General features: G+C 27.8%; 18 protein-coding genes and 1 tRNA gene. 15 read left to right on the top strand and 4 right to left on the bottom strand.

What is annotated here, in order from left to right:
• Window positions 1-131: 131 nt before the first annotated feature.
• Complete coding sequence (locus tag GOQ27_RS02040; RefSeq protein ID WP_203365147.1) at window positions 132-374, top strand: hypothetical protein; 243 nt, start codon at window positions 132-134, stop codon at window positions 372-374.
• A gap of 16 nt (window positions 375-390) precedes the next feature.
• Here GOQ27_RS02040 and GOQ27_RS02035 read toward each other — a convergent pair whose 3' ends face one another.
• Both GOQ27_RS02035 and GOQ27_RS02030 read right to left on the bottom strand, forming a co-directional pair.
• The gene (locus GOQ27_RS02035) at window positions 391-2496 is read right to left on the bottom strand and encodes an ABC transporter ATP-binding protein (protein WP_203365146.1); all 2106 of its coding nucleotides are present in this window, start codon (window positions 2494-2496) and stop codon (window positions 391-393) included.
• Between the two features lie 11 nt (window positions 2497-2507).
• Window positions 2508-4262, bottom strand: a complete 1755-nt coding sequence (locus tag GOQ27_RS02030; RefSeq protein ID WP_203365145.1) for an ABC transporter ATP-binding protein — start codon at window positions 4260-4262, stop codon at window positions 2508-2510.
• 241 nt (window positions 4263-4503) lie between these two features.
• On the opposite strand from GOQ27_RS02030, the gene GOQ27_RS02025 reads away from it, so the two are divergent.
• The 13 genes from GOQ27_RS02025 (at window position 4504) to GOQ27_RS01965 (ending at window position 21099) form a co-directional block, all read left to right on the top strand.
• Window positions 4504-4698, top strand: coding sequence for a hypothetical protein (locus tag GOQ27_RS02025; RefSeq protein WP_203365144.1), 195 nt, complete (start codon window positions 4504-4506; stop codon window positions 4696-4698).
• Between the two features lie 112 nt (window positions 4699-4810).
• Window positions 4811-6454 (top strand): hypothetical protein, encoded by a 1644-nt coding sequence (locus GOQ27_RS02020; protein ID WP_203365143.1) that lies wholly within the window; start codon window positions 4811-4813, stop codon window positions 6452-6454.
• 90 nt (window positions 6455-6544) lie between these two features.
• Window positions 6545-7450, top strand: a complete 906-nt coding sequence (locus tag GOQ27_RS02015) for a diacylglycerol/lipid kinase family protein (protein ID WP_203365142.1) — start codon at window positions 6545-6547, stop codon at window positions 7448-7450.
• A gap of 94 nt (window positions 7451-7544) precedes the next feature.
• Window positions 7545-7967, top strand: coding sequence for a MarR family winged helix-turn-helix transcriptional regulator (locus tag GOQ27_RS02010; RefSeq protein WP_252187714.1), 423 nt, complete (start codon window positions 7545-7547; stop codon window positions 7965-7967).
• 152 nt (window positions 7968-8119) lie between these two features.
• Entirely contained in the window at window positions 8120-13489 is a 5370-nt protein-coding gene (locus GOQ27_RS02005; protein WP_203365140.1) for a diguanylate cyclase, read from the top strand.
• Between the two features lie 17 nt (window positions 13490-13506).
• Window positions 13507-14505, top strand: a complete 999-nt coding sequence (locus GOQ27_RS02000) for a LacI family DNA-binding transcriptional regulator (protein WP_203365139.1) — start codon at window positions 13507-13509, stop codon at window positions 14503-14505.
• A 16-nt stretch (window positions 14506-14521) separates the two neighbouring features.
• Window positions 14522-15082 carry an RNA 2',3'-cyclic phosphodiesterase gene (gene thpR / locus GOQ27_RS01995; protein WP_203365138.1) on the top strand — a complete coding sequence of 187 codons (561 nt, stop codon included), beginning with the start codon at window positions 14522-14524 and terminating at the stop codon, window positions 15080-15082.
• A 123-nt stretch (window positions 15083-15205) separates the two neighbouring features.
• Window positions 15206-16732, top strand: a complete 1527-nt coding sequence (gene hutH / locus GOQ27_RS01990) for a histidine ammonia-lyase (protein WP_203365137.1) — start codon at window positions 15206-15208, stop codon at window positions 16730-16732.
• Between the two features lie 72 nt (window positions 16733-16804).
• The gene (locus tag GOQ27_RS01985; protein ID WP_203365136.1) at window positions 16805-16975 is read left to right on the top strand and encodes a DUF896 domain-containing protein; all 171 of its coding nucleotides are present in this window, start codon (window positions 16805-16807) and stop codon (window positions 16973-16975) included.
• A 119-nt stretch (window positions 16976-17094) separates the two neighbouring features.
• On the top strand, window positions 17095-17562 hold the full coding sequence (locus tag GOQ27_RS01980; RefSeq protein ID WP_203365135.1) for a chemotaxis protein CheW: 468 nt from the start codon (window positions 17095-17097) through the stop codon (window positions 17560-17562).
• Between the two features lie 140 nt (window positions 17563-17702).
• The gene (locus tag GOQ27_RS01975) at window positions 17703-18902 is read left to right on the top strand and encodes a sensor histidine kinase (RefSeq protein ID WP_203365174.1); all 1200 of its coding nucleotides are present in this window, start codon (window positions 17703-17705) and stop codon (window positions 18900-18902) included.
• Window positions 18895-19545, top strand: a complete 651-nt coding sequence (locus tag GOQ27_RS01970) for a response regulator (RefSeq protein WP_203365134.1) — start codon at window positions 18895-18897, stop codon at window positions 19543-19545. Before GOQ27_RS01975 ends, GOQ27_RS01970 begins: the two co-directional genes overlap by 8 nt.
• Before the next feature lie 126 nt (window positions 19546-19671).
• Window positions 19672-21099 (top strand): aminopeptidase, encoded by a 1428-nt coding sequence (locus tag GOQ27_RS01965; protein WP_203365133.1) that lies wholly within the window; start codon window positions 19672-19674, stop codon window positions 21097-21099.
• Window positions 21100-21118: 19 nt separating this feature from the next.
• Here the strand turns inward: GOQ27_RS01965 and GOQ27_RS01960 are convergent, their stop codons facing one another.
• Window positions 21119-22063, bottom strand: coding sequence for a selenium metabolism-associated LysR family transcriptional regulator (locus tag GOQ27_RS01960; protein WP_252187713.1), 945 nt, complete (start codon window positions 22061-22063; stop codon window positions 21119-21121).
• Between the two features lie 179 nt (window positions 22064-22242).
• On the opposite strand from GOQ27_RS01960, the gene GOQ27_RS01955 reads away from it, so the two are divergent.
• On the top strand, window positions 22243-23658 hold the full coding sequence (locus tag GOQ27_RS01955) for a hypothetical protein (RefSeq protein ID WP_203365132.1): 1416 nt from the start codon (window positions 22243-22245) through the stop codon (window positions 23656-23658).
• Window positions 23659-23693: 35 nt separating this feature from the next.
• On the opposite strand, the gene GOQ27_RS01950 is transcribed toward GOQ27_RS01955, so the two are convergent.
• Window positions 23694-23780 (bottom strand) — tRNA-Leu (locus GOQ27_RS01950).
• Between the last annotated feature and the right edge of the window lie 39 nt (window positions 23781-23819).

Raw genomic sequence — 23819 nt, 5'->3', positions numbered from 1 at the left:
ATTTAATACTTAATAATAATTATTCTATATTGGCTAAAAAAATGTATAATCATTAAAATATAAAATTTATGAATAATAATCTTTTAGTATTGAGATTATAATATTAAGTTATTTAAAAAGGTGATGGTGCTATGGATATGGTTTGTCCCTTATGCAATGGGATACAAGAAATAATAGATCAATGTAATATTTGTGGAAGTAAAATGATAGACGAAGGTCCTTTGGTTAATTATTTAGATGATTACAGTCCCTATTTATCGAATGATATAACTCAGCTAGTAGATGGGGCTCCCCATGATAAGTGTATGCATTTATTTAAATGTGAGAGATGTGAAAAGGATAAAAGGATAGAAATACAAAGGGTGAGGATTTGATCCTCACCCTTTGTATTTATAGTAAATTATTATCATCTATACTAAAATCATCTTTGTATTGTAATCTATATAAATCATAATACATACCACCTTGATCAAGAAGTTCATTATGATTACCAATTTCTTTAACTTCTCCTTTATGAAGAACTATTATTTTATTTGAATGTTGTATAGTAGAAAGTCTATGGGCAACAGCAATTGAAGTTCTACCTTTTATTAATTTTAATAGGGCATCTTGTATAAGTGCTTCAGTTTCTGTATCAATATTAGAAGTTGCCTCATCTAGCACTAGTATATCAGGGTCATAGGCTAATGCTCTTGCGAAGGCTAATAACTGTTTTTGTCCTGATGAAAGAGTTGATCCCCTTTCCATTACTGGTTCATCATAATCTTGTGGTAGATTTGATATAAAGCTATGGGCATTTACATATTTTGATACTTTTTTTATTTGATCCATTGTTATATCTTCTTTATTTAATCTAATATTTTCTTTAATGTCCCCAGTAAATAAAAAGACATCCTGTAAAACTATACCTATTCTTCTTCTTAAGGAATATTTATCGATATGTTTTATATTAATATCATCTATTAAAATTTCACCTTTTTGAATATCATAAAATCTATTGATTAAACTAATAATTGAAGATTTACCAGCTCCAGTAGCTCCTACAAATGCAATTGCTTCTCCTGGGTTAATTATGAAACTTACATTTTTTAGCACCCAATTATCTTTTTCATAAGCAAACCAGACATTTTTAAATTCAATTTTTCCATTGAACTTTTCTAAAGCCTTAGGAGAATGGGTATTCTTAATATCTTCTTTTTTATCAAGAATCTGAAATATTCTCTCAGAAGATGCCATTGCAGATTGTAATATATTAAATTTTTGAGTAAGTTCCATTATTGGTTGGAAAAACTTTTGAAGATAATTAATAAATGCAAATAAAACACCAAATTCTATTACACCAGAAATTGTATTACCACCACCATAATATACTATTAAAGCTATACCTAAGGATCTAATAATTTCTATTGAAGGTCGAAATAGTGCAAAGATTTTAACTTCTTGTTTTGATGCGTCAAAATAGTCTCTGTTAATATTATCAAATTCCTTGAATTTTTTATCTTCTTTAGAAAATATATGGATTGTTTTCATGCCTGTAATATTCTCGTTTAATGTTGAATTTATTTTAGCAAGTCTGATTCTAACTAATCTATATACATTTCTGATTTTTCTTCTAAAAATTGCTGATGCAATTAAAATGAAAGGAATTACAGTAAAACTCATAAGTGCTAGTTTTATATTCATTTGCATCATAATTATTACTATACCAATTAACATAAAAATGTCTTTAAAAAAATTAACCAATACTTCAGTGTACATTTCACTTAATTTTTCAGTATCATTAGCTACTCTAGTCACCAAACGTCCCACTGGATTTTTGTCAAAAAAGCTTAAAGACATATCTTGAATATGAGAAAATATTTCTTGACGAATGTTATATATTATTTTTTTGCTAGTATAATTAAGAAGATATACTTGAACATAGTTAAATATAAATCCAAGTACAATGATTATGAAATATATTAAAGCTAGTATATTTAAATCCTTTATATCATCCTCTCTAAATTCATTATATTGAGAATCCGAAAGCAGGGTAGCATTATAAGGAATTTCTCCTGATAGAATTCTTAATCCACCATTACCTTCTTCATCACCTATAATCTCCAGATCATTTGCATCTTCTGTAATATTGCCTTTGACTAAATAATAATTATCATTATTCTTTAATAAAGTATAAATATTACTTTCATTTACAGGTAATTGTTTATCTTCTAGCCTTGAAACTCTAACATACTCTTTATCTTGAAATTCTATACCATCTATTGGAGATTCATTTATATCATATACTTGCATTGGTTGGTTTATTGAAGAGATATTATTATCAATTGCAATTTTGATTATGTAGGGTCTAGCAAGTTCTGTTAGTGTAACAAACATTAATAGAAGTACTGAAATTAAAAGATATTTCCAATAGGGCTTTGCATAGGATAATAATCTTTTCATAAGATCAGAATCATATGATTTTGCAAGTTTTTCTTCCTCGTGTATATTCCCCATGATATTCCTCCTTATATGCTTTGAATTTTTTCTTCTAATAGTTGTTTTTGATATATATTGTTATATAATCCGTTATTTTTAACCAATTCATTATGAGTACCACTTTCAACAATTTTCCCTTTATCTAAGACCACTATATGATCAGCATTTTTGATGGTAGAAATTCTATGGGCAATGATGATATTTGTTCGATCTATAATAAAATCTTTTAAATTTTTCAGTATTTTCTCTTCAGTTTGAGTATCTACGGCAGATAAACTATCATCTAGGATTAGGATGTTAGGTTTTTTTATAATTGCTCGGGCTAATGCGGTTCTTTGTCTTTGGCCCCCTGACATAGTAACTCCTCTTTCACCTAAGGATGTATTAAAACCATCTGGAAACTCTATTATGTTATCATAAACTTCAGCTATCTTGGCTGATTCATATATTTTACTTTCATCGATTTTATTCTCGAAGGAAAAGGCTATATTCTCAGCTACTGTATTGGAAAATAAAAAATTATCTTGGGCTACATATCCAACATTTTCTCTGATGGTTTTTAAAGGTAATTTTTTTAAAGGTAAATTATCAATTAATATTTGTCCTTTATCTATATCATATAGTCTTAAAAGTAAATTCACTAAAGTGGTTTTACCACTACCTGTTCTACCAACTATACCTAAAGTTGTTCCCTTAGGTACTTGAATATTAATATTTTTCAAAGCATATTCATCTGAGTTTGGATATTTAAAGGATACATCTTTAAATTCAATACTGCCATTTATGTCTTTTTTTTCGATTATACAGTCTTTACAGTCCGTGACTTCTGGAGTTTCAAATAAGATATCATTGATACGGGACATAGAAGCTGCTCCTCTTTGAAGGATATTGATTACCCACCCTATTGCCATCATGGGCCATACTAGAAGTGAGAGATAGCTATTAAAGGCTACAAAGTCACCTAAGGAAATTTCATTCTGTATTACTAATAGTCCTCCATACCATATAACTATTAAAAAGCTCAATGCTGAGATGAATTGGATTAAAGGTCGTAACATTCCAGAAATTTTGATAAGTTTCATATTTTTGTTAAAATTTCTGTCGTTTACTTCAGTGAATTTTTTTATTTCTTCATTCTCTTGAACAAAAGATTTAACTACTCTTATACCTGCAAAATTTTCTTGGGCCCTATCTGATAAATCAGAAAAAGATTCTTGAACATCTTTGAATCTATTATGGATTGTTTTACCCATTTTTTGTACTCCATAGGCTAAAAAGGGAAGGGGAAAAAGAGCAATAATAGATAGAGTTAGATTGGTTGTTTTAACCATCATTATAAGAGCTGATATTGTGATGAAAATTGAATCTGTCACCATTACAACCCCAATGCCTAAAGCCATTCTCACAGCATTTATATCATTAGTGGCATGAGCCATAAGGTCCCCAGTTTTATGAGTATTAAAATAATTAGTAGATAATGATTGTAAATGAGAAAAGAGTCTATTTCGAAGATAATACTCTAGTTTTCTAGCTGTGGTTTGAATATATATTCTCCAAAAATATCTACCTAAAGCTATTCCTAGTCCAGTTAATACAATTAATAGTGAGTATTTAAGTAAACCGTTTAAGGATAAATTATTAGATTCTAATAAATCAGTGATTCTCCTAAGTATTTGGGGAAAAATTAATTGTAAAATATCTACAATAATTAGCCATATAATCCCTAATATGTATCTCTTCTTATGTTCTATAAAAAATTCTCTTAATGTTTTAAAATGCTCCATAGAATACCTCCAAATCTTAACAATTAATTTCGCTTCTCTAAACATTATACCCTTTTGGTGAAGAATAAAAAATATTAAATTGAAAAGAAAAATTCCTTCCTTAGATATTTCATCATAAATTACAATTTAAAACAACTTTATAGATTTAAAAATACTATTAATTATAAATTATATAAAATAATCTCTTTTTACATAATAAGTAGAGAAATAGAAGAAAATATATTTAGTTGGAGGTGATATTATGAAAATGAATGAAAAAGATATTATTAAAAAGAAGTTATTAGATGCCCAAGAAATGGTAAGAGATTATGAATCATTTTCTAAAAATATTCGTGATACAGAGATAGGAGAGACTTTTAAGATGTTTGCAGAAGAATCTGGAATGCAAGCAAGGAGATTACAAGCTATATTAGATAAAATTGAAACAAATAAATAAGAGGGATATCCCTCTTATTTATTTGTTTCAAAAATGTAGTTTATTTAAATATTAAAACAATTACGAAAAATGATATAATGTATGAAATAAGGTTAAGGGGGGAGGCATAAAGATGAAAAAATATTTTAAATATACAATTATTACAGTAATTTTGTTGACAATATTAATATCATCAGTACATTATGCTAATCATATGTTCATCCAAGAAATAGAATACACAGAAAAATGGGGAGATGCACTAAAGTTAGAAAAAATTAGTCAAAAGGATAAATCATTGATATCAACAATAGGTGATGAAATAATTAATATTAATATTGAAAACAGCAATACTATAAACTTTAAAATATTAGATACTAAAGGAAAATTGAAAAGGGATGGATCTAGCAAATTAATTAATTATGAGAATATTAAAGTTCCTAATATACAATTTATAGAAAATAATCTTATATATATATATGAAAATGATCTTTATGTAGCAAAATTTGAAAATAATAAATTTAGCAAATCTAAAAAAATAATTAATAATGTTGAGAATATGAGGGTGGAATCTAATAAAGATAATATTCTCATAACAACTGTAAACACAGAAAAAGTTAGAGTATATGAATTACATAATGATGAGGTTAAAAATATATATGAAGAAGATAACGTTCTAAATATGAAAGAGGCTGTATATCAAGAGCATGGAGATAATAAGTATATAGTAACTCTGATAGAAGATGACCTTGGGTCTGTAAGGTTAATAATGATGCCTGTTAATGAAAAAAATAGAGAAGCAATAGAAATTTCAGAAGTAGATACATATTCCGGATATACTATTAGAGATTTAAATGTTGACTATTTAAATGAAAAGGTTATAATTACATATGTATTAAATTTAAGTAGCAAGGGATTCCAATCTTATAATATAGAATACAGTAGCGTAGACTCAAATACATTAGAGGTCAAAAAAGGTAAATTAGAACAATCTCAGTATAAAATCGGTGAATTAGAATCTGACATAGAGACATATATAAAGGATGATCAACTACATATTGTAGCCTCTGGAGTGAATTATAATAATAAATATACTCAGGTTAATGATATATTTGATTTTATAATTGGTGAGAATGGTGAAATTAATGATTTAGAATTCATATCTACTACTCAAGAGTATTCAAATGAAATTAATGTAGTTACTTTAGATAATGAAATATATTTATCATTCAAAGATATTGTATCAGGAGGTTATAATGTTAATTTGATTGGAACTTCTGATGATTTCATGGAAAGAAAAGATATCACTAAGGATGATTATATAGATGCTTTACTTAAGAGTATACCCTCTCCTTTTATTGCTTTAGCATACACTATTTTAAGAGGATTTATATTACTAGTTATGTTAATTGTACCTTTAGCGTTTGCTTATGTGGCATATTTAAGTAAGAATAATGATAAAGATGGTATAAAGACTGCAATTATGATAGGTTTATATATTATAGCAAATATAATAGCCTATAAATTTATATATTATAAAGTAGGGAGTACTTTTTACTACCCAGAGCTTTTTCATCATCCATTGTATTCATACATTGCACCTGTTATAATAAATTTATTATCAGGTATTGCTTTATTTGTATTTTTTAAAGAATCTAAGAAAAAAAATCATGAATTTAATTATGCTGTTTTTGCAGTATTCTTTATATGTATAGACATTTACTTAAGTAATTTATTATATGCACCTTTTGTGATGGTAGGAAAATTAATCTCAATGTAATTATATATTTCTTATTCTACCTTAGGGCATACAATTATTTAATTAAACATATTAATAATCTGAGAATATGTTACGGGAGGAAATAAAGAAATGAAGAGAATAAAGGTTATATATAATCCTTCATCTGGTAGACAAATGATTCAAAAAAGAATGGATGACATTATAATGAAACTATTAGATAAGGGTTATATAATTAGTAAATATGCTACTAAAAAAAAGGATGATGCCTTCAATGAAGCTATAGAAACATGTAAAGGTCCTTGGGATGGGATTATCGTCTGTGGAGGAGATGGAACAGTTAATGAAGTTGCATTTGGAGTAGCTATTTCTAATAAAAAATTACCAGTAGCTATATTAGCTGGAGGAACAGTTAATGATTTTGCTACTTACATGGAGATTCCTAGAACCACTTATGATTTTGTGAAAATGATTGAAAATTGGAATATTAAGCATGTAGATATGGGTTCATGTAATAATAAATATTTTGTTAATGTTGCCACTGGGGGATTACTAACTAATGTAGCTCATACGGTTCCATCAGAAAGCAAAACGGTTTTAGGGAGAATGGCATACTACCTTGAAGGTATAAAAGAAATACCAAAACAAAAATTTAAGCCAATAAAGGTTAAAATAACTAGTGAAGAGTATTCTTCAGAAGAAGATATATTATTATTTGTAATATCAAATGGTAAATCAGTTGGAGGATTTAAAAAACTATCACCAACCGCTGAAGTTCAAGATGGATTATTAGATTGTATGATAATAAAAAAAGCTGAGCTTCAAGATATTGTTTCAATATTTTTAAAAATATATTCTGGAGAGCATATAAATAATTCAAAAGTTGAGTATTTTAAAACTAGTGATATAACTATTGAAAATCTATCTCAGGATGAAGTACAGGTAGATATAGATGGAGAATTCGCGGGAGAATTACCTGTGAATATTAAAATACTACCAAACATTTTACCTATATTTGTAGCAAAGACAGAAGACTAATATTATCTTCTGTCTTTGTTTTTTTAAAGAATATTGACTTATATTAAATTTAGAGCTAAAATCTTTAGTATAGCTAATGATTTGGAGGTTTATTATGGATGAAGTTGTAAGTATTGAAAAAAGTTTGAGAAAAATTGATAATATAATTAGAAAAAAGGGTAGAGAGATATTAAAAGACTTTAGTATTACTCCTCCTCAGTTTATAGCATTACAGTGGTTAATATCTGAAGGAGAATTAACCATTGGTGAATTAAGCAATAAAATGTCCTTAGCATGCAGCACTATAACTGATTTAATTGATAGAATGGAAAAAAATAACTTGGTAAGCAGATTTAAAGATGAGAAAGATAGAAGGATAGTAAGAGTTAAGGTAGAAGAAAAAGGACATAAATTAGTTAAGGATGTATTATATAGACGACAAGCCTACCTAGGAGAGAAACTAAGAAACTTTAGTGATGATGAAAAGAAGATATTATCTAAAAATCTAATAAGACTTTATGAAGTTATGGAAGAATAAAAAGTACATCTTAATGTACTTTTTTGCTATTTAGAAAAGATAACTTTATAGAATATTATTTATTGTTTATTATTAATAAAATTGTTAATAAAATGTGATATAATTTAAGGTAAAACATAGAATGAAAATCCATTTAGGGGGAAATTATTAGAATGGAAATAATAAATAATAGATATAAAATTATTGATATTCATTGTGAAAGCAAGACATACACAGTTTATAAAGCTATAGACTTTTTAAATTCAAATACATATATATATTTAAAAATTTTTAATTATAATAATACTGATCTAATAAAATATTTCACTAAAGATTTTACTGACTTTTCAAGTTTAAAAAACAAATATATTTTAAAAAATTATAATTTTTCTATTATTAACTCAGTTGATAATAAACCTGTGAATGTAGCTCGATATTTTTATACTAGTGAGTATTTTACTGGTGAGAGTCTTATAAATTATAAACATAAACTTAATTCACTTGAAGTTTTGAGTTTATTTTCTCAATTATGTTCAGCCTGTGATTATTTATCTTTTAGGGGAATTAATACAAGTTATTTACATCCAGAAAATATACTAATAAATAACGAAGGTTCTGAATTAATTTTAAAAGTTAAAGATATTGCTTCTATAAAGGGTGAGATCTTAACAAATGAGTATAATACATACTTTGACTTTATAAAAACTCCAGATTTTATAAAGTCATCAGGAGTTATGAATATTTATGAATATATATATGGAGCAGGTAAGCTATTAGAATATATGATGACAAGTGATAATTATAATAAGGATTTAATATTTTCATCTAAGTATCATTTTGATATGAGGAGAATTCATCAAGAACTATTAAAGATAATAAATAAGCTGTTAAGTCATGATATTAAAATTAGATACGATAATTTCAAAGGTATAATCAAGGATCTCAACAATATTCATAACTTTAATTATGAAGAACTTGTAAAGGACAATAGAGAATCTTTAAATTTTAATACAAAAATAATAGGTAGAGATGAAGAACTATCTTTGATTTTTAAAAACGATGAAAGAATAAATGACTCTTCAACTTCCAAAACACTTATAATGATTGATGGGGAAGAAGGTTCTGGAAAAACTAGGTTATTGTCTGAAATAGAATATAGATTGGAGTTAAAATCTAGAGAAGTATATAGGAGTAAAATAACTTCAGAAAATAGTACAAGCTTTAAATCTGTAAAAAGTATTTTAAGAACGATAATTAAAAGATATGATGATAAACTACTAAATAAATATGGTACAGAAATAGTTAAATTAATACCAGAACTGAAGGGAAAATATGATATCCATCCATCTGAAACCTTAAGTGGAGAAAAAGAAAAGTTAAGGTTATATGATAGGATTGCTAACTATATATCAGATGTATCTGAAAAGACAACATATATAATCTTTGATGATTTTCATCTTGCAGATAAGGATACATATAATCTTGTAAACTATATGATTAATTATGTAAAAGATTACCCTATAACAATAATACTCACTTATAATTCTGACTTAATTGAAAATAATATTGTATATAATAGGTATCTGAAAAATTGGATGTATAATAAACAAAGTTTGAAGATACGGTTATCTAGATTTAATTTAGATGAAACATCTATAGCAATGAAAAATATTATGGGAATGAATATAAAACCTATAAATTTTGCTACACATATATATAAAGAGACTGATGGCAACCCAAGGTATATAGAAGAAGTAATGAAAAATCTTTTTGCAAGAGAAGAACTTTATATAAATGAAGATGGCCTGTGGGACTATAAATCTGAGAGTTACTCTAAAATGTATATTCCTAATAATATAAATGAAGCTATTGAAAATCAATTAAAATTACTTCCCAAGAAAGTATATAATGTCATAGAAAAAATATCTGTATTTAATACATCTATTTCTAAAAATATAATTAATAAAATTTTAGACAAAACAGAAAATGAGGAACTTGATCAAATTATAGATAAATTAGTTACAATGAAATTATTAGAACAAAAGTTAGAGGATTGGGGATACACTTATGACTTATATAATACCCAGGCTAAAAACTATATATATTATAATTTAACAGATGACAAAAGGGTTAGCTTACATAAAAAGGCTTCAAATATTCTTGAGAAATTATATAAAGAAGAAGATAGGAACAATATAGAAGAATTAATATATCATTTAAAAATGTCCCATCAATATAGAAAAGCAATTTTTTATGCTATTAATTTTGCAAAAGCAATGCGAAAATTAAATATTAATAGTCAATCATTAGAGATATGGGAGATGGCTATGGGAATATTAAATTATATTGATGATTGTGAATATAGCATTGAAATTTACATGAATTTAGGAAATCTTACTAATGAGCAAGGTTCAAAGAATAAAGCTATGAAATACTATAAAAAAGCCCTAGAAATTTCTTATGAGCAAAATGATTTTATAAAAATAGTTGATATTAATAATTTATTAAGTGATATCAATAGTAGATTAGCCGAATACGACATTGCATTAGACTTAGCAATAGAATCAAAAAAAGTAGCTAAAAGAATTAATTATACTGATGGTTTATTGACGTCAATAATAGCAATTAATAGAATTAATTTTTCTAGGGGAAAAAACGAAGAAATTTTTGCTATGAGTTTAAGATACTTAAAAGTTGCTTTAGAACAGGGGAATAACTATTGCATTGCTGAGTTATACAATCAGTTAGGTGTGATCAGTATGTTGATGGGAAATCTAAAAGATGCATTAAAATATTATGAGAAGAGTGTATTTTATTATGAGAAAACTAACAACATCTTAGAAATAACTAAACCTATAAACAACCTCGGATTAATATATGGAGAATACTATGGAAATATAGATAAAGCAATGGAGTACTATGAGCAGGGTTTAGATATATCAAAAAGTTATAATTCTCTGCATAATATGGCGATTTTCTTTATAAATATAGGCTCAATATATATAAGAAAAAACAAATATGATTTAGCTAAAGAATATACTCATAAAATGTTAAATATAGCTATTGATATTGATGAGAAGTATATGGTTTCATCAGCATATATAAATTTAGCTAATATATATATAGATACTGGTGAGTTTGATAAAGCAAAAATATATATTGACGAGCTTAGAGATCAATACAATAGTGGATTAATAACAATAGAAGATATAGATAAATACTTTGAAATAGCATTAAAGTTTCATCTTATAACAGCTCAATGGTCGAAGTGTAACGAGATATGTGATGAGATTTTCAATAGACACAGCGATGAGAAAAACTCTTTTTACTTGAACTCATTAAGTGTAAAATTATTGATAAAGTATATGAAAAATGAAAATTTTGATGTAAATGAACTATATCATTTAATAGATTTTTACAATGGAACAGAGTTAATATGGGATAGTAGATACTATTTATTAATATGGGGTATAATTGCTTTACTGAAGAAGGATATTAAAATTGTAAAGGACATAGTTGAAAATGATTATAATCTTTCAAAAGAATTTGATACAGAATATTTAAGCTTGATGAGATTGGTATTAGTTAATGCTTTAAATCACGATGAGTTTGATGACTTGAAAGTATTATATAAGCAAGCAAAAAAATTAAATATTCCTATTATGGAATTAATTATAAGTCGAATATTGGGAGAAAAATACTTCGCAAATAATAGTTATTTTTTCGCAGCAAATTATTATTTGTTATTTATTGAGAGTATGTATAAACTTGTTTCTAAACTTCAAGAAGAAAATATAAAAAATAATTTTGCTCAAAGCTTTGGTATAAATGAGACCATTTATAAATTAAGACAAATCAAACATATAATAAAAAATGGAGAAAAATTATTGGATTATAATAGAACAATTTCTACAAATGAATACTTTGACTTTAAGGAATATGAGGAATTATTTAATAATGAAAAGTTCCTTAAAACAGTTTCAAAACAATATAGTGATTCATTATTAGATAATATAAATGGTATTGATGATCTTTTGGACAATCTTGATACGAATTCATTAGGGAATATTGAATTAATAGTCAAATATGCAATGAAAGAAACCTTGGCAGAGAGAGCTATAGTAGGAATATATAATGAAGAAAATGATAAATATGAAATATTAATATCTAAAGGGATGAATGAATTTGATGAAGCGCAGAAGATAATAGAGAAACTTTTAATTTCTAGATATAATGGATATATAAAATCTTCTGTAGATAGTGGATATGATAAACATATAGGTAAAAATTTCTCGGAAACAATTACATCCATGATATTCTTATCTATTGAAAGTCCTAATAGTTCCCATAATAACATGGATAAAGATAGAAGAAGTAAAAAGTTAGATGACCAAAAGATTGTAGGTTATATCTATTTAGATACTGATAAATTATTTAATAAATTTAATAATAAAATCTATTTAAAATTAAAAAAGTTAACTAAGTTAATACTATTAAATATTGATAATTATAATTTCAAAATACTATCCTCAATAGATAAATTAACCAATGTTTATACTAGAAAGTATATGGAGATTGCCTATGGTGAATTGTATAATAAGTGTAGAAAAGAAGATACAATTTACTCATTACTTATGGCTGATATAGATAAGTTTAAAGACGTTAATGATACCTATGGACACCAAAAAGGAGATTTAATACTAAAAAAAGTAGGAGAGATACTAAGAGAGAGTATTAGAAGTAGTGATATTGTGGCTAGATATGGTGGAGAGGAATTCATTATAATACTACCATTAACTAATAAAGATGAAGCTTATATAGTGGCGGAAAAAATAAGAAAAAGAATAAATAATGAGAAGTTATTAGATGAACCAGGTAATATAACAATTAGTATAGGAGTATCCCAATACCCTATCCATGGACAGTTTAAAGATGAAATAATTGAAAAAGCTGATCAAGCATTATATAATTCTAAAAATACCGGTAGAAACAAAACTATAATTTGGGAAAAATCATTAACAAAACCAACAAAAAGAATTGATAAATTAGCTGGTATAGTAACAGGCAATACTGTACAGGATCATAGAATAGTATCTGCAATGGTAGAAATAATAGAATTAATAAAGGAAGATATTTCAAAAACTAGCAAGTATTTCTTGATGCTTGGAAGATTGATAGAGATAACTGAAGCAAAAGAAGGAACCTTGATACTTTTGAATAATGACAAAAGCATCAAACAAATATATACTAGAGAACGATTTATAGAAGATTGGATTGATAAGCATAAAATAAATCAAAGTCTTATTAATAAAGTAATTGAGAAGAAAACAGGAGAATACTTAATAGATTGGGAACAGATAAATGAGATAGACAACTTAACTGGCAACCCTGATTGGCAGTCAGTTGTAATAGTACCTATAATATCTAGTGGTTCCATAAAAGGTATAATACAATTATCCGTTCCTATTAAAGAAAAAGAATTTGATTATAATATTTTCAACTTTGCTAATGTAATCTCTGATGTTGCTTCAATTCTTGTTTAAATTTTGGAGGTGTAAAAATGGCAGTAACAATAAAAGATGTAGCAAAACTATCGGGGGTATCAATATCTACTGTTTCTAGAGTTATAAATGATTCAAAACCTGTAAGCCCAGAAGTAAAGAGAAAAGTATTAGAGGTTATAGAAGAAATAGGATATAAGCCCAATGAAATAGCTAGAACTTTAGTTACTAAAAAATCGTATCTTATAGGCGTAATTGTCACTGATTTAGCTGATTCCTATGTAGCAGATATGGTAAGAGGTATAGAAGAGGTAGGTAAAATGTATAATTATGACATACTGTTATGTAGTACCTACGGAGATAAAGAAGCAGAATTAAAATATATTCAACTTCTCAACAGAAAACAAGTTGAGGGAATGATATTAATTTCTGATACTATAAATGATGAAATTGATGAAAAAATAAGTGAGTATAGTATTCCTTTTGTTTATTTAAGTAGGTATTCTAAATTTGATAAGTATCCTACAGTAAGTATAGATTATCATTTTGCAGCATATGAGATAACTAAGTATCTAATTAAATTAGGACATAAGAATATTGGTTTTGTAGGATATTTAGAAGATGAAAATTCAACACAGATAGAAAAATATGAGGGTTATAGTAAAGCCATGGAAGAAATGGAGTTAGACCCTTCATTTATATTTGAAACTCAAGGTATAAGTATAGGTCATGGTTATGAAGCTTTAGATCAATCAATTATAAAAAATGAATTGACTGCACTATTTTGTAGTAATGATGAAATAGCTATAGGAGCATTAAATTACTGTTATGATAACCAGATTAATACACCTGAAGATATTTCAGTTGTAGGGTTTGGTGATATCTCTATTGCTTCTTTAATAAGACCAAAGCTTACAACTGTTAAAGAACCTTTTTATGATATAGGAGCTGTAGCAATAAGAAGAGTAATCAAGGAATTAAGAAAAGAAGATGTGGGAGAAAAACATATTAAATTACCATATCAGATACAACAAAGAAATAGTTGTATAAAAATATAAACACGGGGTGTAATAATTGAAAACTTTTATAGCTTTAGATTTTGACGAAAGTACAAAGATAAAACTAGGCAATATACAAACAAAGTTGAAAGCAAATTCTTCAAAAGGAAGTTGGGTATATATAGATAATTTACACTTGACTTTAAAATACTTAGGAATAATTTCAAATAGTAATTTAGAAGAAGTTAAAAATAATTTGAAAAAGATTGCAAATAAGAGTACAAGTATAAAATTAAAATATACTGATTTAGGTTATTTTAGAGGCAAAGATATGCTCAGGGTGTTATATTTAGATTTAGAAGGAGAAATTGATAAAATATATAATATAAAATCTAATATTGACGAGAATCTCAAACCCTTAGGCTATGCCAAAGAAAAAAGAAAATATATACCTCATATAACTTTAGGGAGAAGGATTGTATTTGAAAATAGAATCCATATGATACATGAGAATATTAAGAAAGATTTAAATAAAAATATTAAATTAAATAAATTAGTTTTATTTAAAACTGAACAGGTAGAAAATAAAAGGATATATACGCCCTTAGAAGTCTTTCCATTAAAAGACTATGATTAATCATAGTCTTTTAATTAGAGCAAATAAAATTATTTGATAATTTTTAATTTTTTGAAATATTAAAGGATAATTCTAATAAATTATTGAATATATAGTTATTAAATATGTAAGGAGTGGGGACCTTTGAAGAGTATAATAATAGATGGCAATAGTTTAACTATTGATGATTTAGTAAAAGTAGCAAGAGAAAATCATATTGTTCAATTATCTGAGGAAGCAATTGAAAAAATCAATATCTCAAGAAAAATAGTAGATAATTTTGTAGATAAAGAGAAAATTGTGTATGGGATAACAACTGGATTTGGAAAATTTAGTGATGTATTCATATCTAAGGATAAAGCAAAAGATTTGCAAAAAAATTTAATTATAAGTCACTCTTGTGGAGTAGGTAATCCATTGGAGGAGGAGATTGTAAGAGCTATAATGCTATTAAGAGCTAATGCCCTTGCTAAGGGATACTCTGGTATTAGATATTCAACTGTAGAAACTTTAATTCAAATGTTAAATAAAGGAGTACATCCAGTTATACCAGAAAAAGGATCCTTGGGAGCAAGTGGTGATCTAGCACCTTTATCACATATGGTCCTACCTATGATAGGGGAAGGAGAAGTTTTTTATGATGGAGAGAAATTACCAGCAAAGGACGGAATGAAAAAGGCTGGTATAGATATAATTGAATTGACTTCAAAGGAAGGTTTAGCCCTTATTAATGGGACACAGGTGATGACGGCAATAGGTGCATTGACAGTATATGATGCAATTAATTTATCAAAAATATCTGATGTAATAGCATCACTAAGTATTGAGGGATTAAATGGCATTGTTACAGCATTTGATAAAAATGTCCACTTAGTTAGGCCTCATAAAGGACAGGTTAAAACTGCAAGAAATTTACTAAGTATTCTTAAGAATAGCAAGATGACAACAGAACAAGGAGAACTTAGAGTCCAAGATGCATATACATTGAGATGTATACCTCAAATTCATGGGGCTAGTAAGGATGCCTTTGAGTATGTAAAAGACAAAATAGATATAGAGATAAACTCAGCTACTGATAATCCTCTAATCTTCCCGGAGGATGGCACTGTAATATCAGGGGGTAATTTTCATGGTCAACCAATGGCATTAAGTTTTGATTTTTTAGCTATAGCTATAAGTGAACTAGGAAATGTTTCTGAAAGAAGAATTGAGAGGTTAGTAAATCCAGCTTTAAGTAATTTACCTGCATTCTTAGTAGAGAAAGGAGGACTTAATTCTGGCTTCATGATTGTACAGTATTCTGCTGCTTCATTAGTATCAGAGAATAAAGTCCTTTGTCATCCTTCTAGTGTGGATTCTATTCCATCTTCTGCTAATCAAGAAGATCATGTTTCAATGGGTACTATAGGAGCTAGAAAGGCAAGAGAAGTTTTGAAAAATACTAGAAATATTCTAGCAATGGAACTATTAACCGCATGTCAAGCTATTGATCTAAGAAAAAATAAAGGGCTCGGAATAGGCAGTAGTATTCTTTATGAAGAAGTAAGAAAGAATATTAGTAAGGTTGAAGATGATAGGATTATGTATAAAGATATAGATAAAGTTCATAGAATATTAATGTCTGAAGAGATATTAAATGAGATCGAAATCAAACTAAATAATAAATTATAAGATATTAGTAGACTTGAAAAATTTCTAAACATAATTTACAATAATGATAGTGAGTATAAAGGGAGTGTATATATGCTATCTAAAGAAAAAATAAATAGAATAAATGAATTAGCAAAGAAATCAAAGAGTCAAGGTCTTTCATCAGAAGAAAAAACGGAACAGAAAAAGTTGCGTGAAGAATATCTGAAAAATTTTAGAAAGAGCTTTAAAGGCCAGTTAGATTCAATAGAAATAGTAGACTAAGATATTATTCTTAGTCTTTTTTCATTCCTTTTTTTACGAAATAAAAAGGATTAATAAGAACTTTGTAGAATTAGTAAAAATAAAGTGATATATATTAGTTTTGAACAGGAGGAAATAAAATGATAGAAAGACAATTTGTGGTATTTAAACTAGATAAAGAAGAGTATGGGATAGATATAATGAACGTTAAAGAGATAGGCCCTTATCAGGAACCAGTAAAAGTTCCTAATTCTCCAGCATTCATAGAAGGAATAGTAAATTATAGGGGAGAAGTAATACCCATAGTAAATTTAAAGAAAAGATTTAATCTAAATGAGCTAATAGTTAATAAGAATACTAGAGTTATAGTTATTAACATTGACGGAAAACAAGTAGGGTTTATTGTAGATGAAGCATCCCAAACAGTGAGATTTGAAGAGGGAGATATTGAAAAGGCACCAGATATAATAACAGATGTTGATAGTGAGTATATTGCTGGAGTTGGTAAAAAAGATGAGAGATTAATTTTACTTATTGACTTAGAAAAGGTATTAACAGAATCAGAAAAGAAAAAAATTGTAAGTATGGATTTAGTTAAAGAAGATTAATAGAATTCATGTATAACCATTAGACTAATAAGGTGCAGGAAATAGTTAAATATTACTAATAATATTATTGTAAAATTTGATATAATAGACCTTAGGGAAAATTTTAGCAAGAGTCAATTCTTACTATCTTTTTGTCAACAATGTTAGGAAGGGAATATGGGGTGGTTATTCTGAATGGAACATTAACAGGACAAAAAATAAATGAAATATTAGATAAAACAATATCAGCAATTGAGTGTGGTAAACAAGAAATCTTTGAAATAGCTGAAAATACGAGATCTGAATGTGAACAATTAAATAATCAATTAGATGAAATAATTAATGAAACTAAAGAATTGATTAAAGCAGTTGATGAACTAGAAATTAAAGAGAGAAAAAGCAGAAATAAGTTAGCAGAAGTTAGTGGGAATTTTGAGAAGTACACAGAAGAAGACATTAGAAGTGCCTATGAAGTAGCAAATAACTTCAGAATTCAACTTATGATAAAAAGGAAAGAAGAAAAAGATATAATATTAAAGCGTAATGAACTAGAAAGAAGATTGAAAACTAATCTTGATACCTTATCACGAGCTGAAAAACTTGTATCTCAAGTGGGAGTAGCATTAGAATATTTAAGCAGTGACCTTGATAAAGTTGTAGAAACCGTAGATGATTTAAGTAAAAAACAACTTCTAGGTATTAAGATAATAAAAGCACAAGAAGAAGAACGTCAAAGAGTGGCAAGAGATATACATGATGGACCTGCCCAATCCTTAGCGAATGTTATCCTCAAAACTGAGATTTGTGAAAAAATGCTATCTATAGATAAAGACAAAGCTATAACTGAACTAAAAGAATTAAAGGATATAGTAAGAGGCAGTCTTAAGGATGTTAGGAAAATTATTTATGATCTCAGGCCTATGTCTTTAGATGATTTAGGATTAATCCCTACTATTCAAAGATATGGTCAAATATTCTTTGAAGAAACAGGAATAGAAGTTAAAGTCAATTTACTAGAGATGGAATCGGAGCTAAATTCATATGTACAACTAGCAGTATTTAGAATAATTCAAGAAGCATTAAATAATGTTAGAAAGCACTCATGTGCCACTAGAGTATTAATATTAATAGAAGTAAATGAAGAAAGATTAAATTTAATTATAAAGGATAATGGTAAAGGTTTTGAAGTTGACTCCCTTACGAGTAGCAACGATGATTTGAATAGTGGATATGGATTGTTAGGAATAAGAGAGAGAGCTATCTTATTAGATGGTATGCTAGAGATTAAATCTTCGCCTGGAGAAGGGACAAAATTAATATTAATATTACCAACTAATAGAAAGGATGACTTCAATGGATAACAATATTTCAATAATGATTGCAGATGATCATTCATTAATGAGACAAGGGTTAAAGAAAATATTAGAATTAGAAGAAGGGTTACAAGTCATAGCGGAAGCAGCCGATGGAGAAGAGGCTATATTAAAAGCTATTGAAAAAAGACCAAACGTAATTTTATTAGATATTAATATGCCTACAGTTAACGGAATAGAAGCTTTAAGAAGGTTAAAAGATGTAGGTAGTGAATCGAAAATAATTATATTAACAATTCATGATGATAGAGAATATTTATTTCAAACAGTTAATATGGGCGCAGATGGATATGTACTTAAAGATTCTGACTCTGATACATTAATTAAAGCTATAAAGGATGTTAATCAAGGCAAAACATACATACAACCAAGTTTGGCAACCCTGTTAGTAAAAGAATACGGTAATAATGTACCAGAAGAAAAATCAAAGAAAGATTCTCTCACTAGAAGAGAATATGAAGTGATAACATTGATTGCAGAAGGATTAAACAATAGAGAGATTGCAGAAAAATTATTTATAAGTGAAAAGACAGTTAAAAACCATGTATCAAATATATTTAAAAAAATAGAAGTAAATGATAGAATACAAGCTGCTATATTTGCATATAAGAACAACATAAAAAAGATATAATAATTAATATTGGGTATATATAATAAGTATATGATATAAAATATTTGAATGAAAATGTTTAGAATATTGACACTATCTCAAATAGCTTATATCATATTACTTATAGAATTAAATGGAGGGATGAATGTGACTGATAAATCAAAAGGAAAAGAATTACAAGAAAAATTAACTCATAAGTGGGAAAACGTTTGGGACAAAATTGGATCAGAAGAAGGTAAAGAAGTATTTAGTTTTGGAGATGACTACAAAAAGTTTTTAGATATTGGTAAAACAGAAAGGTTAGCTGCTGATGAAATTATTAGAGTTGCAGAAGAAAATGGATACATAGAATTAAATAAACTTATAGAAAAAGGAGAAAAGTTAACTCCAGGAACTAAAGTTTATGCTAATAATAAAGATAAGTCAGTAGTTATGTATATAATAGGAGAAGAGGATATAACTAAAGGAATGAATATAGTTGGATCTCATATAGATGCTCCAAGAATAGATTTAAAACAATTTCCATTATATGAGGATTCAGAATTAGCATTATTAAAGACTCATTACTATGGTGGAATTAAAAAATATCAATGGGTTTCACTACCATTAGCATTACATGGAGTAGTAGTTAAAAATAATGGTGATAAAGTAAATATTTCTATAGGAGAAGATGATAATGATCCAGTATTTATGATAACTGACTTATTACCTCACTTAGCAAAAGACCAAATGGGGAAAAAATTAAGTGAAGGTATAACTGGTGAAGGGTTAAATATCATAATAGGTAGTATCCCGTATCAAGAGAAGGATTTAAGCGATAAGATAAAGTTAAATATCCTGAATGTATTAAATGAAAGATATGATATTACGGAAGAAGATTTCACAACAGCTGAATTCCAGGCAGTTCCAGCTGGGAAATCTAGAGATGTAGGATTAGATAGAAGTCTTATAGCTGCATATGGTCATGATGATAGAGTTTGTGCATATACAAGTCTTAGAGCCATATTAGATATAGAAACTCCAAGAAGAACTTCAGTAGCTTTATTTGCAGATAAAGAGGAAATAGGAAGCATGGGTAATACAGGAATGGACTCTTACTTCTTTGAAAATATTACTGCTGAAATAGTAGCATTAAATTCAGATAATTACAATGAGTTATTATTAAAAAGAGCATTATTAAATTCTAGGGTGTTATCAGCTGATGTATCTGCTGGATTTGATCCAAACTATCCAGAAGTATTAGATAAGAGAAATGCTCCTTTCATAAATAAAGGAATAACATTAGTTAAATATACTGGTGCACGAGGCAAGGGTGGAAGTAACGATGCAAACTCTGAGTATATAAGTGATGTTAGAAGAATATTCAATGAAAATGATATAATTTGGCAAATGGGTGAACTAGGTAAAGTAGATCAAGGTGGTGGTGGTACTATCGCATATATGTTAGCTAAATATGGTATGGAAGTAGTAGACTGTGGAGTACCTGTATTAAGCATGCATGCACCATATGAGATAGTAAGTAAAGCTGATGTATATATGACATATAAAGGCTATAGAGCTTTTTATAAAGCATAAATAATAAAGTCGAGCTGTTTTACAGCTCGACTTTATTATTGTTTTTAATCCATTTTACAACGAAGTCTTTAAAGGTTTCAGCTAGGGGTGATAAATTTCTATTTTTATGATATACAAAAAAGAATTTTCTGCCAAGATTTAATTCTTTAATATCATAAGCTTTGAATATTCCTTTTTCTAATTCTTCTTTTACAGCTAATTTTGAAATGAAGCTAACACCTATTCCTAATTCAATGAATTTCTTTATTGTTTCATTGCTTTCAGTGGTTACCACTATATTAAATGATTTTATAGATTCATTTATTTCAATTAAAGATTTTTCTAATAATAACCGGGATCCGGATCCTGGTTGCCTTAGTATAATATTTTGTTTTTTTACCATATCCAAACTTAATTCATTAGATTCAGGAAATTGATTATCCTTAGGTGCTATTAGAACTAAATCATCTTTAGTCAGTTCAATATATTCTAGATATCTATTATTATATTTAGCTCCAACAATTCCAAAATCAATTGTATTATCCATTATACTATTAATAACACCCTTTGAATTATTATGTACTATATCTACAGTTACACTAGGATATATTGAAAAAAACTCTTTTAAAATATAAGGGAGAATATACTGTTTTGGGATAGAGCTAGATGCTATTTCAAGGTTTCCTTCTATTTTACCTTTATACTTTCCAAGTTTGAAACGGGCCATGTCTCTCATATTAATAATATCCTGAGCATAATCATATAGGATAGTACCAGAAGTAGTAGGAGAAATACTTTTGTTAGATCTATTTAACAAAGGGGTACCTAGTTCTTTTTCTAAGTTTTGTATATGGCTTGTTACAGTAGGTTGAGTTAGAAAAAGTTTATTTGCTGCTTTAGAAAAACTCTTAGAATTAATTACCTCTACAAAGGTTTCTAATTGTCTAAAATCCAAAAAATCACCACTTTCTAAATATATATACATTAATCATATTTTACTTATATTTCTTTGTCAATAGAAGTGAAATATGATTAATGTATATTGGTTTTATAAGTATTAAAACTATATCTCTAATCTGTATTTGGTTATCATATAAGCACTCACAAAGTAAAATAATGAGCATAGACTGGTATAAACTTATTTATTTTTAAGGAGGGAAGTTTATGTCAGTAACTCTAAGCTCACTTCATTGGATTTACTTAATTTTTATTTTACTTATAGTGGGGGTTATGGTACGAAAAAGGGACACTACATTAGTATGTATACTAGGAATTTTCATTCTAGGTTTATTAGCCACATCATCTATATCTCAAGCAGTTTCTGGAGTATTTAATAGTATGATATATGCAATATCAGAACTATTAGGAACTATACTTATTATTTCAATTATATATGGAATGAGTAAGGTTCTAGAAGCAACTGGAATAAATGAAGTTATGGTATCACCTTTTTCTAAATTTATTAAAACACCAACATTAGCCTATTGGATAATAGGATTATTAATGATGGTAATATCATGGTTTTTCTGGCCATCTCCTGCTGTAGCATTAATGGGAGCAGTATTATTACCTGTAGCTTTGAAAGTAGGATTGCCAGCTATAGGGGTTGCAATGGCAATGAATCTTTTTGGACACGGAATTGCCTTATCTAGTGACTTTGTAATCCAAGGAGCGCCGAAATTAACAGCTGATGCAGCAGGTTTACCTGTGGGGGAAGTAATAAGTGCTAGTATACCTTTAGTGGCTACTATGGGTATAGTTACTACAATAGCTGCTTTTATTTTCTTGAAAAGAGATATGAATTCAGGGAAAATAAAAGTGGATAAAAAAGATGTAGATATAACATTATACTCAAATGAAGATGGAACTGAAGGTCAAGTTGTAAAACAAATACTTTCTAAAAAAACTAAAAGAGTATTTGCAATATTAATCCCTATGTTATTCATGTTAGATGTAATCATAATGATTACAGCAAATTTACAAGGGGGAGATGCTACTGCTTTAGTAGGTGGTACTGCAGTATTTATATTAACACTTATTTCTATGTGTACTTATAAAAGTAAAGGAATGGAACAAATTACTGAATTTTTAATAAGGGGTTTTCAATTTGGATTTAAAATTTTTGGTCCAGTCATACCAATAGCAGCGTTTTTCTATATGGGAGACATGGGATTTGTTTCAGTATTTGGAGAAGTATTACCTAATGGCTCAACTGGATTAGTAAATGATTTAGGTGTAGCATTAGCTCAAACTGTACCTCTAAATGCCGGGATAGGTTCTGTGACTTTAACTGCTGTAGGAACTATTACGGGATTAGATGGATCTGGATTCTCAGGAATATCCTTAGCAGGATCAGTAGCTAAACTATTTGCAACAGCAATAGGAAGGGGAGCTGCAACATTAACAGCTTTAGGTCAAATAGCTGCTATATGGGTTGGCGGTGGAACATTAGTACCATGGGCCTTAATTCCAGCAGCTGCAATATGTGGGGTTAACCCCTTTGAATTAGCAAGAAGAAATCTAGTGCCTGTAATAATAGGCTTAACTGTTACAACTATAGTTGCTATGTTCTTAATATAATTTAAAAATCCTAGGTCATTGACCTAGGATTTTTTTGGTGCCGAAGATGGGACTCGAACCCATACGAGTGTTACCCCACCGGATTTTGAGTCCGGCGCGTCTGCCAATTCCACCACTTCGGCATATTTATGACAAAATCTATAATAACATAAATCTAAGTA

The sequence above is a fragment of the Anaeromonas frigoriresistens genome, from assembly GCF_016820655.1.
Lineage (GTDB): Bacteria > Bacillota > Clostridia > Tissierellales > SIT17 > Anaeromonas > Anaeromonas frigoriresistens.
Note: the sequence above shows the minus strand (reverse complement) of the source record. Positions and strands in the feature narration are given on the sequence as shown.